General features: G+C 69.6%; 7 protein-coding genes and 1 pseudogene. 3 read left to right on the top strand and 5 right to left on the bottom strand.

The window, feature by feature from the left end; all coding sequences use genetic code 11:
- Window positions 1–128 precede the first annotated feature (128 nt).
- The 5 genes from ABZ780_RS09520 to ABZ780_RS09500 all read right to left on the bottom strand — a co-directional run bounded on the left by ABZ780_RS09520 (window position 129) and on the right by ABZ780_RS09500 (window position 11,589).
- Window positions 129–6,317, bottom strand: a complete 6,189-nt coding sequence (locus tag ABZ780_RS09520; RefSeq protein ID WP_357485471.1) for a carboxypeptidase regulatory-like domain-containing protein — start codon at window positions 6,315–6,317, stop codon at window positions 129–131.
- Between the two features lie 15 nt (window positions 6,318–6,332).
- The gene (locus ABZ780_RS09515; protein WP_357005280.1) at window positions 6,333–6,494 is read right to left on the bottom strand and encodes a hypothetical protein; all 162 of its coding nucleotides are present in this window, start codon (window positions 6,492–6,494) and stop codon (window positions 6,333–6,335) included.
- A gap of 81 nt (window positions 6,495–6,575) precedes the next feature.
- Window positions 6,576–9,530, bottom strand: coding sequence for an AAA family ATPase (locus ABZ780_RS09510; RefSeq protein ID WP_357485469.1), 2,955 nt, complete (start codon window positions 9,528–9,530; stop codon window positions 6,576–6,578).
- A gap of 429 nt (window positions 9,531–9,959) precedes the next feature.
- Window positions 9,960–11,210: a diaminobutyrate--2-oxoglutarate transaminase gene (ectB, locus tag ABZ780_RS09505; RefSeq protein WP_357005286.1), complete on the bottom strand. Its 1,251-nt coding sequence runs from the start codon at window positions 11,208–11,210 to the stop codon at window positions 9,960–9,962.
- A gap of 181 nt (window positions 11,211–11,391) precedes the next feature.
- A complete protein-coding gene (locus ABZ780_RS09500; protein WP_357485468.1) occupies window positions 11,392–11,589 on the bottom strand; it encodes an MbtH family protein in 198 nt (65 codons plus the stop codon).
- 178 nt (window positions 11,590–11,767) lie between these two features.
- On the opposite strand from ABZ780_RS09500, the gene ABZ780_RS09495 reads away from it, so the two are divergent.
- The 3 genes and pseudogenes from ABZ780_RS09495 to ABZ780_RS09485 all read left to right on the top strand — a co-directional run.
- The gene (locus ABZ780_RS09495) at window positions 11,768–12,715 is read left to right on the top strand and encodes an ornithine carbamoyltransferase (RefSeq protein ID WP_357485467.1); all 948 of its coding nucleotides are present in this window, start codon (window positions 11,768–11,770) and stop codon (window positions 12,713–12,715) included.
- Window positions 12,712–14,184: an amino acid adenylation domain-containing protein gene (locus ABZ780_RS09490; protein ID WP_357485466.1), complete on the top strand. Its 1,473-nt coding sequence runs from the start codon at window positions 12,712–12,714 to the stop codon at window positions 14,182–14,184. The genes ABZ780_RS09495 and ABZ780_RS09490 overlap by 4 nt, the downstream gene beginning before the upstream one ends.
- Window positions 14,181–15,068 (top strand): annotated as a pseudogene (locus ABZ780_RS09485) (pyridoxal-phosphate dependent enzyme); the annotation flags it as partial. The gene ABZ780_RS09490 and the pseudogene ABZ780_RS09485, both read left to right, overlap by 4 nt.
- Between the last annotated feature and the right edge of the window lie 34 nt (window positions 15,069–15,102).

Raw genomic sequence — 15,102 nt, 5'->3', positions numbered from 1 at the left:
CGGGATCATGTCGAGCGAGAGGCTGACGAGTACGGTCAGAGGCCGCAACCTCGGTAGTCGTGGTCAGAGCCTCCCCGGAGACCTTTCCGAGGAGGCTCTGACCACTGTTGGCGGACTGGTTGGCTATCTCAGAGGCGCGGGTCCTCCTGGACCTTCAGGGCGTTGAGGATCGGGTCGCCCTCGCCCTTCTCTCGGGTGAACTCGATCGTCAGATCGCCACCATCGTGCTCGACGGTGACCGTGTTCATGTCCGCGGTCAGGGCACCCACCTTCGCCTGCACGTCGTGGTCGTAGAGCGCGACCTTGCCGTCGACCAGAACATCGAAGGCACGCTTGCCGGCCTTGACCTTCTCGATCTCCGCGAAGTCAAGGCCGATCCGGTACGTCCCGGCGGGCGCGTTCTTGAACACGTAGCTGAACGTCTCGCCGGTCCGCTGGGTGCGGAACAGCGCGTCGTCAGTCGTACCGGCGATGTCGGCCTTGGTGGCCCGCGTCTTGCCACCGACGTAGCCCCACGGCCGCTTGCCGAGTTCCTGGTCGGGCGACCAGACGAAGCCGTCGGCGCCGACGTACCCGGATCCGCCCACGTCGACGCCCTTCCAGTACGCCGAGGTCGCGAGGCGGACCGGCTTGAGCTGGGTTTCGCCCTTGCCGGCGTTCGACGCCACGAGCAGATCCCCGACGAGTACGCCGGGCGCGACACCCGCGTTGTCGGCGGTCGCCGTGACAGTGGTGGACTGGCCGGCCGCGAGCGTGACCGTGCCGGTCGCGGCCGCGCCCGTGAGGGTCAGCCATCCAAGGTCGGCGGCCTCGTGCTCGCCGTCGTCGGTGCGCTTCTGCTCGCTGATCCGCACGTCGAGCGGGGCGGAGCCGGTGTTGGTCACGGTCACATCGGTCGACGCCTTCTGGCCCTTGTCGAGGAGCCAGTCGAGGTCACTTCCGGTGACGGTGGCGATGCCCGTGGTCAACGCCGTGTCGATCACCTCGGCCTGATCCTTCTTGGCGATGGTCACGGGGTGGCTGGCGGTGACGTAGTTCGGCACCGACACCTCCACGGTGTTCTCGCCCACCAGCGCCTGGGCCTTCCACCGGCCCTTCACGTCGGTGGTGATGACCCGCTCACCGCCCGGCCCCTTGAGCGTGATGATCGCGCCCTCGATCGGCTTGCCGTCGTTCTTGTCGGTGACCGTGCCCTCGATCGTGCCCGATGCCGGGAGGGTGTACTCCAGGCCCAGGCCGGCCTTCAGGACAGCCTGGTCGAAGGAGTGCTGGCTCGCGGGGTTGCGCGTCAGGCTCTCCACGCCGACCGTCGCCGACGACCCGCGGGTGAGCGGGTTGTCGCCGCCGACGCCGTCGCCGTACCCGATCTGGATCCGTCCGTCGGCGATCAGGGTGACCGAGAAGCTCACGCGAGCCGTCCGGTCATTGTAGAAGGCGACGTTGCGCCACTCGATGACTTGCGCCGCCAGCCCGTCCACCTCGGTCTTGCCGAAGTAGATTCCTGCCTCGTCGTCGACGATGAGGTCGTCCCAGAACGGGTAGATGGCGTCGATCGGGTACTGCGACGGCAGTGCCGTGTTGCCCCCCGACGTGCTGGCGCGGTCGAAGGTCAGCGCGCCGTTCGTCGTCACGCACACGCCGTCCCAGGCCGTGTCGTAGAACGGGAACAGGAAGCTGGAGTCGAACCACAGCACGCCGCAGGAGTCATCGCCGTGCCAGCCGGACTCCTCGGTGCCCTGACGGTAGAGCCCCTCGGTGACCTTCACCGAGTACGAGCGGCCGGCGGGGGCCACCGGCACCGGGCCCGGCTCCGGCTGCTCGGGCTGAGGCTCCGGCTCCGCCACGTCAGCGCGCGGGTCGAGCGTCACCCGCAGCGCGGCAATGGTCGGTGGCTTCAGGCCCTTCGAGCCGCGCAGTTCCACGGTCAGCGGACCGCCCTCGTGCTTCACGACGGCGGTACGCCAGTCGGCGGCGTTCGGCCCCACGACCGCAGCCGGGTCGTACGCGTACTCCGTCAGCGATCCGTCGACGAGGACGTCGAACACCCGCTTGCCCTTGGCCACCTTCTCGATCTCGGCGAACCCGAAATCGAGCGTGTAGGTGCCCTTGGGGGCGTCCGGGAAGCGGTAGAACAACTGCTTGTCCGGCGTGGTGCGCTGCGACTGGAACAGGGCGTCGTCCGTCGTACCCGCGATCGCGGCCTTCGTGGACGCGACCTTCGTCTTCCCCTCGTAGCCCCACGTCTTCTTGCCGGCGGCCTGGTCGGCCGACCAGGTGAAGCCGGAGCCGTCGGTGAACTTCGCGCCGCCCGCGTTGACGCCGACCTGGTACTTCGTGGTCGTGAGCGTCACGGGGATGTAGGTCTTGGACTGGCGTCCGGAGTCGGACCTCAGCACGATGTTCGCGCCGAGGACTCCGGGCTTGGCGTCCTTCGAGGAGATGGAGACCTTGACGGTCGTCGACTGACCCGGGGCCAGGGTGCCGCCGGTCGACGAGAGTGACAGCCACGGCAGGTCGGTGAGCAGGTCGTCCTCGACGTCGACAAGCACGACGTCGTCGGCGAGCTGGTCGGCCGCCCACAGCGCGCCGGTCGAGTCGGTCTCCAGACCGCCGCCCTGGCCCGCCTTCTGGCCCGGGAACCACCACGCGTTCACCAGCGAGCAGTCGTCGGGGTCGACCTGCAACAGGCGGGTGGGCCTGTTCGAGGTGAGGTCGGTGTACCAGATGGTGTCGGACGCCTGGTTGTAGGCCAGGCCGATTACCTCGGGCAGCGGCGGTGTGCAGAAGGACAGCAGCGCACCCGGCTTGTTGTGCGACGTACCGGCGACGGTGCCGATCATGCCGTTGGCCCGACCGCCGACGTAGAACACGTCCCGGGTCGGGTTGTAGGCGAGGCCGGTCAGTGGCAGCGTGGACCAGTCACCCTTGACCTGCCGGGTCTCCTTCCCGGTGTTCCGGTCGAAGCAGTGGATGTAGCTGGCCGGGGCGTCCTCCATCTGGCACATGTCACCGGTCTTGGTGTCGAGCGCCATGTCGAACGCCCGGTACGCGGGGTTCCACGCCGCGTCGAAGACCTTTCCGGTCGGCTTGCCCGTCACCGTGTAGGCGGTGTTGGTCCGCTTGTTGTAGTCGTGGACCCAGACGTCGCCGTCGTACCCGATGCCGGTGGGCTCCTTGTCCTCGATCTTGCCCGGGATGGGGATCCGGGTGATGACGTCTCCGCCGGAGGTCGCGCCGACCTTGCCGGCCGCCTGGGCTTCCGCGGCGCTCGACGTCGCCGCCTTGCCGTCGACGTTCGACGGCTTCATGCCGCTCGCGCCGGCCTTCCAGGCGGCGAGGTCGATCGTGCTGGCCGCGCCCTTCCCGGTGCGCGCGGTGGCGCCGGCGGCGTCAAGGTCGGGGTGACGCGCGGCCTCGCCCAGGTTGTACGTCAGCGGAGCGGAACCGTTGTTGGTCAGCGTCAGCGAGCCCACACCGTTCTGGTCGGTGCCCAGCAGCGCGTCGAGGCCGTCGGCCTTCAGGCCGGCGACACCCGTGGTCAGACGCGCGTCGATCGTGGCCTTCGCGTAGAGCTTGTCGAGGGAGAACGGGTACGCCGCGGTCGTGTAGTTCGGCGTGTCGACAGTCATGGTGTAGTCGCCGACCGGAAGTTGGCGATGCACGAGGCCCGTCGCGTTGGTCGTGACGGTCTCGACGAGCCCGAGCTTGTTGCTGAACGAGACCTTGGCCCCGGCCACCGGCAGCCCGTCGTTCTTGTCGACGACTGTCGCGTCGAGGTACCCGAAGTCCGGCATGTCGTAGGTGACGATCATCCCGTCGCGCAGCACCGGGGCGCTCTCGGAGAACCGGATGCCGTCGACGCCGGCCCAGCCCTGGATGCCGGTGATGGCGTGCCCGCCGGCGGTCACCGGGTCGTCGGTCCCGACGCCGTCGCCGTACCCGAAGATCACCGTGCCGGAGCGGGTGAGCGTGGCCGAGAAGTTGACCGGCTCCGTGTACTCCGACCGGATCGGGTACGCCCACAGCTTGGCGTTGCGGTACTCGATGACGAACGCGTCCTCGCCGCCGACCTTGGTGGCTGCGGTGAAGATGCCACCGCCGGGGGCGAACTCGATGGGGGAGTTGACGTAGAACGGGAAGATGCCCGCACCGCCGCTACCGGGTCCGGTCGTGGTGTCCGGGGAGATCACGCCACGCAGGCCGACACCGAGGGTGTCGTGGCTGCCGTTGTAGAGCGCGATCGGGAACGGCAGCTTCACCGTGGCCCACACGCCGCTGGTGATCGCGACCGGGTCGGTGCCGCGCAGGTACTCGCCCTCGGAGACGGCGCAGCTGTAGCCGCCCTTGTCGACGACGAGCCCGACCGGGATCTCCGGCGACTCGTTCTGCGCGCCCACGGTCAACGGAATGGTGGTGGGCGAGAAGCAGGCGTTGGGCTTGACGGTCAGCGTGTACGAGCCCTCGGGGACGCCGGTGATCTGGTACGCGCCGTTGGCGTCCGTGCGTACCGGCTTCAGCGGCGTGCCCGTGACGGAGACGTCGGCGTTCGGCACGGCCTGCTTCTTGTCGTCGACGACCCTGCCGCTGATGTCGTGCTTCGCGGCGGCCGTGAGCGGCAGCTTGACGGAGGTGTCCTGGCCGAGGGTGATCGTGACGTTGGCGGTCGCGGTCAGGTAGCCGAAGACCTTGGTGCTGAGCTGGTAGTCGCCGACCGGGAGGTTCGTCGTGAACCGGCCGTCCTTGTCGGTGCCGATCGACCGGCTGAACGGCCCGCTGATCGTCACCTCGGCCGCGGGGACCGGGGCGCCGTCGGCGGTGACCACACCGGTGAGAGTGCCGCCCTTGCGGGGCGCGAGTTCGAGCAGGCGGACGAGGTCGAGCCGGCCCTCGCCGTACTTGTTGTTGATCTGGGCGGTGCCGCCGCACTCGGTGTCGTCGACGTCGACAGCCGACTCACCGAGCAGACGGCGGGTCTCCTCAACCTGCCCGATGAGGGTCGGGTCGTAGCTCCACAACGCCGCGACGGCACCGGCGACGTGGGGCGACGCCATCGACGTGCCGGACATCTCGACGTAGCTGTCACCCGGGTAGGACGAACGGACGGCGTCGCCCGGAGCGGAGATCTCCGGCTTGACCCGGCCGCCCTCACCCTCACCCTTGCGCGAGAACAACGCGAGCGTGCCGTCCGACGTGTAGGCGCCGACGGAGTAGGCACTCTCGGCGGAGCCGGGCGAGGAGACGGTGTCGCAGGCGGCGTACGGCGTGGTGTTTCCCGATGACCAGACGCTGAAGATGCCCGCGGCGCTCCAGGCCTCGTCGATGGCCTGGAAGAAGTCGTTGAAGCTGTGCTCTTCGGTCTGGCCCCACGAGTTGTTGACGACGTGGGGGCGCTTGGACGGGTCGGGGTTGTTGCCCTGGACGTCGGTCGGGGCGAGCAGCCACCAGCCGGACCGCAGCAGCGACTCGACGCCGGTGCTGTCGCAGCAGCCGTTCGTCGCGATCCACTGCGCGTCCGGGGCGACGCCGACGTGGTTGGTGCCGTCGTCGCCGACCATGGTGCCCATGGTGTGCGTGCCGTGGCCGTTGTCGTCGCACGGTGCGCCCGTGCACGTGCCCCGGGCGGCCATCCAGTTGTAGTTGTGGTCGACGGTCCCGTCGGGCTTCGTGCCGCGGTACTGGTGCATCAGGGCGGGGTGGTCGAACTGGACGCCCGAGTCGAGGTTGGACACGGTGATGCCCGCACCGGTGGCGCCCATGGCCCACGCCTGGGGGGCGTGGATGGCGTCCAGACCCCACGTGGAGGTGCCTGCCTCGGCGGTGGCCTTCGGGGCGGCGGGGCGGGGAGCCCGGTCAGCTGGGCTCTTCTCCTCCACGGGCTCGACCAGCGCGACCTGCGGCGTCGCGTGGATCTCGGCGACCTGCGTCATCGAGGCCACGTTGAGGGCGAGGTTTTCGCTGCCGCCCTTGACGAGCACGGTGTTGGCGATCGGGTAGGAGGTGTATTTGACGCCCGCCCGATCGAGTTCGGGGGAGACGGATGCCAGGGACTTCTTCGCCGCTGCGGTCAGCGCGTCGTAGACGAACGTGCCGCGAGCGCTCCAGTCGGTGATCTTCTTCGCCGGCTCAAGGTCGGGTTTGGTGTCGAACGTGATCCAGAAGTCGGAAGCCGGCTCCGTACGGAAGCGGTCTTTCAGGCTCGGCGCGATCTTCTTGGCGGCCGTGCCGGGATCCGGCTCGGCGGCCGACGCCGGTGGTGCCTGGATCATGCTGAGGCCGACCGCTACGGCAAGCGTTGCCGCGAGGGTTTTGAGTCTCATGGGGGTCCTTCCCGCCTACAGGGGTTGGTAGGGGTCGTGGCTCTCGTGGTCGTCGGCACCGGCGGCGTCGTGGGCGTCGGAGGCGTCGCGGTCGCTGTCGTGCGGTTTACGCGACAGATCGAGAGGTGGCTCGTGCTCGCCGGCGGAGTCGTCACGCGCGACAGGTCGCTCAGGCATGCATCGCCCAATGGCTATGGATCATGCAGCCATGCTCGGTGCGGACGAGTGACCTTAGCTATCCAGCGGATACGTCAATTTTCATGACGGGTCATCGAGGGAGTTCTCTTCCGCGAACACTCCGGCCTCCACAGCCTTGACCGCGAGCGCCGTCCGGGAGGTCACCTTCAACTTGCGCATCGCCGCACGCAGCTGCTGATCCACCGTGGCCGGCGACTTGGCCAGGATCCGGCTGATCTCCCGGTTCGTCTTGCCGGCGACGACCAGTTGGACCACGTCGAGCTCGCGAGGTGAGAGCTGGTCGCCGTACCCTCGTCGGCCGCCGCGCCACAGTCGCGGGACCTCGGCGCCGTGTTCGCGAAGCCGCTGCGCGACACGGTCGGCATCGCCGCGAGCGCCAAGCCTGAACAGTTGCTCGTACTGTGCTGCCAGCAGCTCGCGGCCCTGTTCGATCTGGCCTTGGGCGATGAGCGCCTCGGCTTGACGCTCGCGGGCAAGCATGGCGTCGTAGGGGCGCGGCAACGCGCTCCAGGCACGCGCCGCCCGTTCGTATGCCGTCGCCGCGCGGGCGTGGTCTCCGGCTGCGGCGAGCAGCAGGGCACGGCAAACGGCGAGCGCGGCGCGAGGCGCGGGCGCCGTACGGCCACGCAGTCCTCTGGCGAACTGGTCGCCCAGGCGTGTCGCGGCCGTCAGGTCGCCGGCGGCGAGGTGCGCCTCGATCCGGGCGGGGACGAGGTCCGTCGCCCAGACCCAGATGCCCTTTCTGCGTACGGTGTCCATCGGCTCGTTCGTGATCTGCAACGCGCGGCCGCTGTTTCCGTCCGTCAGCCACAGTCTGGCCAGCGCGGCGGCGGCCTCCATCGTGTCGTCGGCCGCGCCGAGACGGGCAGACTCCTCGAGGACCAGCCGGAACTGCTCCTCCGCAGCGCGTCGCCGTCCGGCTGCGGCTGCCAGCCGGGCCGCGAGGCGGATGCTGCCGAGGTAGTGCGCCGGCCGGTCCCGGTCGGCGTCGGCGAGTGCCGCGCTCTCCTCCGCCAGACCCTCCCACCGGCCGGTGAGCCACGCCAGGTTGGCCTGTTCGAGCCGGACGTTGTGCTGCAACCGGGACGCCTGCTCGGCCTCGGCAAGGCGCATGACCACGGCGAGGTGCTTCTCGGCGTCGGCGTACCGCCCCCAGATCAGCGCGCCGGTCCCGACATTCGCGTGGATGCGGGCCACGTCGAGACGCTCCGCCGAGGTCGTGCCGTCGACGGGCAGGTCGGCGACGACGTCCCAGGCCTCCTCCTCGCCGAGCATGAGCAACGCCGCGGCTCGGTTGCCGGCCAGGTTCAGCCGCTCCGCGGGAGAGTCGAATTCGGCGGTGAGCTCAGCGGCGCGATCCAGCCACCGCCGATGGGTCGACGCCGGCCACGGCCCCGCATAGGCCCATCCGAGGTAGGTCATCGCCCGCGCCGCCTCGACCGGGTCATGGTCGAGGTTGGCCACCGCCTGCTCCAGCTCGCTGAGTGCGGCCTGCGCCTCACCCCCGGTGATCAGGAGCCGACCCAGGGGGTTGCGGATCTCGGCCTGCTGACGGGCCGAGAGGCCGGGGGTCTCCAACACCGAGCGCAGGGTACGGATCACGCGGTGGTAGACCTCGTCGACCGGTTCACGACGGCCCAGTGCGGCAACTCCGGCGATGCGCGCGACCCGTGCCCGATCCACCGGTGGCAGCACGGCCCACGACAACAGATCGACCAGCAGGTCGACCGCCTTGGTGTGGTCACCTGAGGCCATGGCCAGCTCGGCGCTCTGCTCGGCGTACCGCGTCCAGGACCGCGTCTCGCCCGCCTCACGGAAGTGGTGGGCGAGGCGTGCCACAGACGGCGGATGGATGTCCTCCAAGGCCCGGCCGGCCAGCAGGTGGAAGTGCCTGCGGTCGGTCAACGGGATCGCCTCGTAGACAGCCGTTGCGGCCAGCACATGCCGGAATCGCCACTGGCCGCGGTCGTCTCCGTCCAGGACACCGGCGCCGGCCGCCTCCGCGATTGCGCCTCGACACGCGGCTGGTGACAGACCGGCGGTCATCGCGATCGTGGCCACCGATGACCGCTCGGCCAATGTGGCCGCGGCTCGCAACACCTGCTGCGCCGTCGGCGACAGACGGCCCACCCGCTCCCTGGTGGAGTCGCGCACCGTTGGCGGCACCTGTAACTCACGCAGCTTCAGCCGGACCCACTGCCCGTCGCGGAAGACGAGGTCGGCGCGGTCGCACATGAGGCGAACCGACTCCTCCAGCGCCAGAGGGACGCCACCGGTCCGCTCGTGCATGAACGTGGTGAACTCCCGCGATATCGGGTTGCCGTCCAGCATCGAGGACACCAACGCCGCCGTGTCATTGGGTCGCATGGGCGCCAGCGCGATCCTCAGCTGGGTCACGCCAGCAGGTAACCGGGACGTCAGCCGCAGCAACAGCGATCCGACGTCCACCTCCTCCGGCCGATAGGAGATCACGAGGCTCGGCCCGTCCGACTGCTGTCGGGAGGTGACGAACAGCAGGAACTCCAGGGTCACCTCGTCGGCCCAGTGCGCGTCCTCGAGCACGAGAACGTCGACACGCAGAGCCCGCAGCAGCTCGTCCAGGGCGCGGAACAGGCGATGCCGTGCCGCCTTCGCATCGTCCAAGGGCGGCAACGCGGGCGGCAGGTCCGAGGACCATTCCGGGAACAGGGGCCGTAACGCACCCGCAAGCTCGGTGAGCCGCAACCGCGACACCGGGCGGTCGATCCCACGGAACGCGTCGACGATCGGCCCCAACGTCAGCGACTCGCGAAGCGGTGGGCACACCGAGACGAGGGCAGTGCGCTGGTCCGGCGCGGCCAACCACTCTCGCAGCAGTCGGCTCTTCCCGATCCCCGCCTCGCCCTCTACCAGCACGATCGCCGGTGGCCGGGCCAAGGCGCCCCGAAGCGCCGCCAACTCCCGATCACGTCCCACGAAACGCGGCGTAGAAACCGTCGGTGGAGTCCCGTCGTCCTGGGGCGAGGGGTCGAGCATGCGTGATGATCTCGCTTTTCGATGCTCGGGCGCAACCGGCTACCCCAACAGTTGCGGCGCGACGCTGCCCTCACGGTGTCTTGGCAAATCATCTCAGTCATTAAGATAACTGCATGGGCTCATCGACTGGCGCCCACGGCGGCAACACCGCGCTGCGTGACGCCGCCCTGCTCGGCAGGAAACTGGTCGTCGGTGTCGGTCGGTCGAGAGGTGTGTCGGTGTCGGTGTGTCGGTCGGTGTCGTGGTGGTGTGTGGTCGAGGCCCCCGCCTCCGCGGTGGCGACACCGCGCAGCGGTCTGCCTGACTGGGTATCGCGTGGCGTGACTCGGCGGGAGAACTGGTCGGACGCCCCGGCCCGGACCACCACCGAGGTGGCCTGTTCGTCCCCGATGGTGTCGTCACGCGGCGGCGCGGGCCCGGACGGTGCACTCAGCGATCGACCGCTGCCGCCACCGCTTCCTCCAGGATGCCGAGGCCCTCGGCCAGTTCTTCATCCGTCGATGTCAGGGGCGGCATGAGCTTCAACACCTCGTCAACGGACCCGGACGTCTCCACCAGCAGCCCACGGGAGAACGCCTCCCGGGCGACCCGTCCGGCCATGCGCGGTTCCCGGAAGGCCAGACCCCACACCAGGCCCCGACCACGTGAGGCCGCTATGTGCGTTGGGTGCCGACCGGCGAGTTCCGCCAGGCCCTCCTCGAGCAGGATGTCCCGATCCGCCGTCTGCTTCTCCAGTTTGCTGTCGGTCCAGAACTCCTTCAGTGCGGCGGCCGCTGTGATGAAGGCGGGGTTGTTGCCGCGGAATGTTCCGTTGTGTTCGCCGGGTTGCCATACGTCGAGTTCGGTGCGGAAGAGAGTGAGGGACATCGGCAGGCCGTACCCGCTGATGGACTTGGAAAGGCAGACGATGTCGGGGGTGATTCCGGCGTGTTCGAAGCTGAAGAAGGGGCCGGTGCGGCCGCAGCCCATCTGAATGTCGTCGACGATCAGCAGTACGTTGCGGCGGGTGCACAGCTCGGCGAGGTCGGCGAGCCAGGTCGCGCGGGCCGGGTTGACGCCGCCTTCGCCCTGCACGGTTTCCACGATGACGGCGGCCGGTAGGTCCACTCCGCTGCTGCTGTCGGCGAGCATGGTGTCGAGGAGGGTGAGCCCGGATATCTGGCCGCCGGCGAAGCCGTCGTACGGGATGCGCAAGGTGTGTCCGAGTGAGACGCCGGCGCCTGCGCGTACGGTGGCGTTTCCGGTGACGGCCAGTGAGCCGAGTGACATGCCGTGGAAGGCGCCGGTGAAGGCGACGACGGTGTGGCGTCCGGTCACTTTGCGGGCGAGTTTGAGTGCGGCCTCGACGCTGTTGGTTCCGGTGGGTCCGGGGAACTGTACGCGGTAGTCCAGGCGGCGTGGACCGAGTACCCGCGATGCGAATTCGGTGAGGAAGTCCTGTTTGGCGGCGGTTAGCATGTCGAGGCTGTGCGTGACTCCGTCCTGCTCGAGGTAGTCCAGCAGGGCTCGCTTGAGTATCGGGTGGTTGTGGCCGTAGTTGAGGGCGCCGGCGCCGGCGAAGAAGTCGAGGTAGACGCGGCCGTCGCGGGCGAACATGCGGCTGCCTCGCCCGTGGTCGAACACGACCGGCCAGTTCCGGCAGTAACTACGGACCTCGGACTCAATTGTCGGGGCGATCATGATGTCTCCTCGGAGTTGGAGCTGCCCGTCCACCACGGTCTTGGAGTCGCGCCGACGTAGACACCGGCGTCCACGGCGCTGAACGCGGGCCCCTCGGCGGCCAGGAGGTTCTGCTGCCGGCCGCCACACACCGCGCTCGACGGGGCGGCGTGACAGTGCGACGTGGTGCGAACTCGGGCCTTCAAGCCTGAGCCATCTGCTCCCGCAGGCTTCGCGGCCGCATGTCCGACCACACCTTTCCGATGTGATCCAGGCACTCCTGCTTCGACCCGGACGTCCCTTCCGCCGTCCAGCCGAGCGGCAGGTCCCGGTCGGCCCACCAGATCGAGTACTGCTCCTCGTCGTTGCGCACGACGCGGTAGACACCGTCGTCACTCATGACCCCTCCGGCGTGGTCGGGTGATCCGAATATGTGAGCCCGATACTGCCGGGCCCACTCGGACCATCCATAGAGACGAACGCGCAGACGCGTCGTGCGGTCCCGTCCCTGTTCGACAGTCCCCTGCGGCGCGCAGGCTCTGGTCACGGCCGGATCGCCACCTGGAAGGGGGCTCGACATGGCTGAGCGACGCCACCTGATCTCTATCGACGACCTCTCCGACGACCAGCTGCGCTGGATCGTCCAGCGCGGCGCCGAGTACTCGCGTGGTTCCGCGGGAGCCGCCCAGCCCCTGTCCGGGACGGTCGTCGGCGTGCTGTTCCGTAAGACGTCCACCCGTACCCGGACCGCGTTCTCCGCCGGTGCGCTGCGTCTCGGCGCCGAACTGATCACGTACGGCCCTGACGACCTGCAGCTGACCACCGGCGAGTCCGTCGAGGACACCGGCGCGGTGCTGTCCGGCATGCTTGACGTTCTGGTCGCCCGTACCGCCGGGCCGGAGGCCGAGTTTCGGGCGTACGCCGCGCAGAAACGCATGTCGGTGATCAACGCGATGAGCGCGGTCGAACACCCGACGCAGGCCCTCGCCGATCTCACCACGATCGTCCGGCACTTCGGTCGTGTTGAGGGCGTACGGGTGCTGTACGTGGGGGAGGGGAACAACACCGCCTCCGCGCTGACGCTCGCGCTGTCCCGCTATCCCGGCATCGAGCTGCATCTGCGTACCCCGCCCGGGTACGGGGTCGAACAGAGGTACCTCGATCAGGCGGCGGCGTCGGCCCGGCGTAGCGGCGCGCGGGTCGAGCAGCGGCACGATCTGTCGGGCCTGCCACCGGTCGATGTCGTCTACACCACCCGTTGGCAGACCACGGGATCGACGAAGCCGACGCCCGACTGGCGCTCCGAATTCGCCCCGTTCCAGGTCAATGAGGCGCTGATGGCAGCCTGCCCGGGCGCGGTGTTCATGCATGACCTGCCGGCACACCGGGGCGAGGAGGTGACCGGGGCGGTGCTCGACGGACCTGGGAGCATCGCCTTCACCCAGGCCGAGAACAAGTACCACAGCGCCCGGGCGGTCCTGGAGTGGTGCGCCGCCGACCGGCCGAGCGGCGGAGTGGGGCTGTGACCACCTTTCTCGACGACATCTTCACCCACGCCGCGTCCCGGCCCGCCGCGCCGGCGATCGTCACCCCGGACACCGTCATGTGCTACGAGGATTTCGCCGCCCGGACCGATCGGCTGGCCCGGGCGCTGGTCGCCCGGGGCGTCGGACCGGAGCAGGTCTGCGCGGTCATGGTCGACCGAGGCCCGGAGGCCGTCGTCGCGATGGCGGCCGTGCTTCGAGCCGGCGGCGCCGTCCTCGCCCTCAACGCCGAGTTGCCCGATCAGCGGCTGGCGGCCATGGTCCGCACCGCCCAGGCCAGGTTCCTGGTCACCACGCCGTCCCGGGCCGGGCAGCTCGACTTCCCCATCGACGGCCCGACCGTATTCGTCGACGCGCCGGACGTGCCGGCGACCCTGCGACCGTTGTCGCCCCGGTCGCTCGCCTACGTGAGTCACACCTCCGGCTCGTCCGGGCCGCCGAACGCGGTACTGCTGGAGCACCACGGCGTCACCAACTACCTACGTTTCATCGTCGCCGACTACGAACTCGGTCCGGACACCGTGGTGCTGCAACTCGCGCCGTTCGGGTACGACGCCTCGATCCGCGACACGTTCGCCCCGCTCGTCGCCGGCGGGCAGGTGGTCCTGCTACCGCGCTCCACCCTGTTGCGGACCGGTGAGTTCGTCGCGGCCGTCCGGGAGTGGGGGGTGAACACGATCCTCTCGGCCACCCCGACCTTCCTGACGTCGCTGCGGCAGAGCGAGCTGCCCGACCTGCGGTTGACGGTGTCCAGCGGTGAGTCGCTGCGACCGTTCCTTGTCGCCGGCGGCCGGGACGGCGTACGCGGACGGATGATCAACCAGTACGGTCCGACCGAGACCACGATGACCTCGACACGCTTCGTCGTGCCGCCGGTCCCCGACACGACGGTCGACCTGATCGGGACACCGATCGACGGCGTCAGCGTGCGCCTGCTCGACGATGATCTGCACGCCGTGCCCGACGGTGGCGTCGGCGAGGTGTGGATCGGTGGATGTGGTGTCGCGCGCGGGTACAGCGGCCGGCCGGCGTTGACCGCGGCCCGGTTCGTGCCGGACCCCCATGGCGCGCCCGGCACACGCATGTATCGCACCGGGGACCTGGCGCGCCGGTTGCCCGACGGTGACCTCGTGTACCTGGGGCGCATCGACCGGCAGATCAAGATCCGTGGAAACCGGATCGACCCGGCCGAGATCGAGGGCGCGCTGCTGGCCCACCCCGCCGTCACTGGCGCGGAGGTCACCGCAGGTACCGATGTCAGCGGCCGGGTCTTCCTCATCGCGCACGTCGCCGGCGCGTCGGCGGAGGTGACGGACTCAGCATTGCGCGCACATCTCGCGATGACGTTGCCCCACCACATGATCCCGCGACGGTTCGCCCGGATCGACAGCGTACCCACGACCGTCAGCGGCAAGACCGACCGCCGGGCGATCACCGTGGACGGGCCATGAGGACGACGGGCATCGGGCCCACCCTCGCGGACGTGCGCATGGCCGCCGACCGGATCACGGGCCTGGTGGACCGTACCCCGGTGCTGGCCCTGGATTCGCGGGTGCTGCTCAAGGCCGAGCACCGCCAGCGCGGCGGCTCGTTCAAGGTCCGGGGCGCGGCGAACGCGATGCTCGCGCGGTACGCGGACGAGGTGGTGGCTGGTTCGTCCGGTAACCATGGCATCGCCGTCGCCATGCTCGGTGCCGCGTTGGGCATCAGGGTGACCATCGTGATGGCCGCCGGGGCCAGCGACGGCAAGGCACAGGCGATCCGTTCGTTCGGCGCCAGCGTGGTTCAGGTTGCCGGCGGCGTGGTCGAACGTGACCGCCGGGCCGAGGACATCGCCGCGGCGACCGGAGCGGTCTTCGTGCCGTCCTCCGACCATGAGCTGGTGGTGGCCGGCGCCGGCACCGTCGGGCTCGAGGTGTTCGAGGAGGTGCCGGGCGTGTCGACGATCTTCGTACCGACCGGCGGCGGTGGCCTGCTGGCCGGCGTGTGCCTGGCCGCGTCGGCGCTGTCCCGGCCGGTGCGGGTCGTCGGGGTGGAGCCGATGTCCGCCCGTCGATACGCCGTTTCGGTCGCCCGGGGTGTGCCGACGGAGTTGCCACCGTCCCGGACGATCGCCGACGGACTTCGAGGGCAACGACCCGGTGCGGTTCCCTGGCCGATCATTCGGCACCGGGTCGACGACCTGATCGGCGTGACCGACGACGCGATCACCCACGCGATGGGGGTCCTTCGCCGCGTCGGTGTCAGCGCGGAGCCGAGCGGTGCGGTGGCGCTGGCCGGCGCGCTACGGCGCGGATCCGCCGGCCGCGCGGTGGCGATCGTGTCCGGTGGAAACGGCACGGCCGGCAACGGCAGCACCCGAACAACAG

The sequence above is a fragment of the Micromonospora sp. NPDC047467 genome, from assembly GCF_040643095.1.
In the GTDB taxonomy this organism is placed as follows: domain Bacteria; phylum Actinomycetota; class Actinomycetes; order Mycobacteriales; family Micromonosporaceae; genus Micromonospora.
The sequence above is the reverse complement of the archived record's forward strand: the minus strand, read 5'-3'. Positions and strand labels throughout refer to the sequence as shown.

Excerpts from the sequence above, each read along its gene's own strand:
- ABZ780_RS09520 (WP_357485471.1), bottom strand. The coding sequence starts at position 6,317 with ATGAGACTCAAAACCCTCGCGGCAACGCTTGCCGTAGCGGTCGGCCTC.
- ABZ780_RS09515 (WP_357005280.1), bottom strand. The coding sequence starts at position 6,494 with ATGCCTGAGCGACCTGTCGCGCGTGACGACTCCGCCGGCGAGCACGAG.
- ABZ780_RS09510 (WP_357485469.1), bottom strand. The coding sequence starts at position 9,530 with ATGCTCGACCCCTCGCCCCAGGACGACGGGACTCCACCGACGGTTTCT.
- ectB (WP_357005286.1), bottom strand. The coding sequence starts at position 11,210 with ATGATCGCCCCGACAATTGAGTCCGAGGTCCGTAGTTACTGCCGGAAC.
- ABZ780_RS09500 (WP_357485468.1), bottom strand. The coding sequence starts at position 11,589 with ATGAGTGACGACGGTGTCTACCGCGTCGTGCGCAACGACGAGGAGCAG.
- ABZ780_RS09495 (WP_357485467.1), top strand. The coding sequence starts at position 11,768 with ATGGCTGAGCGACGCCACCTGATCTCTATCGACGACCTCTCCGACGAC.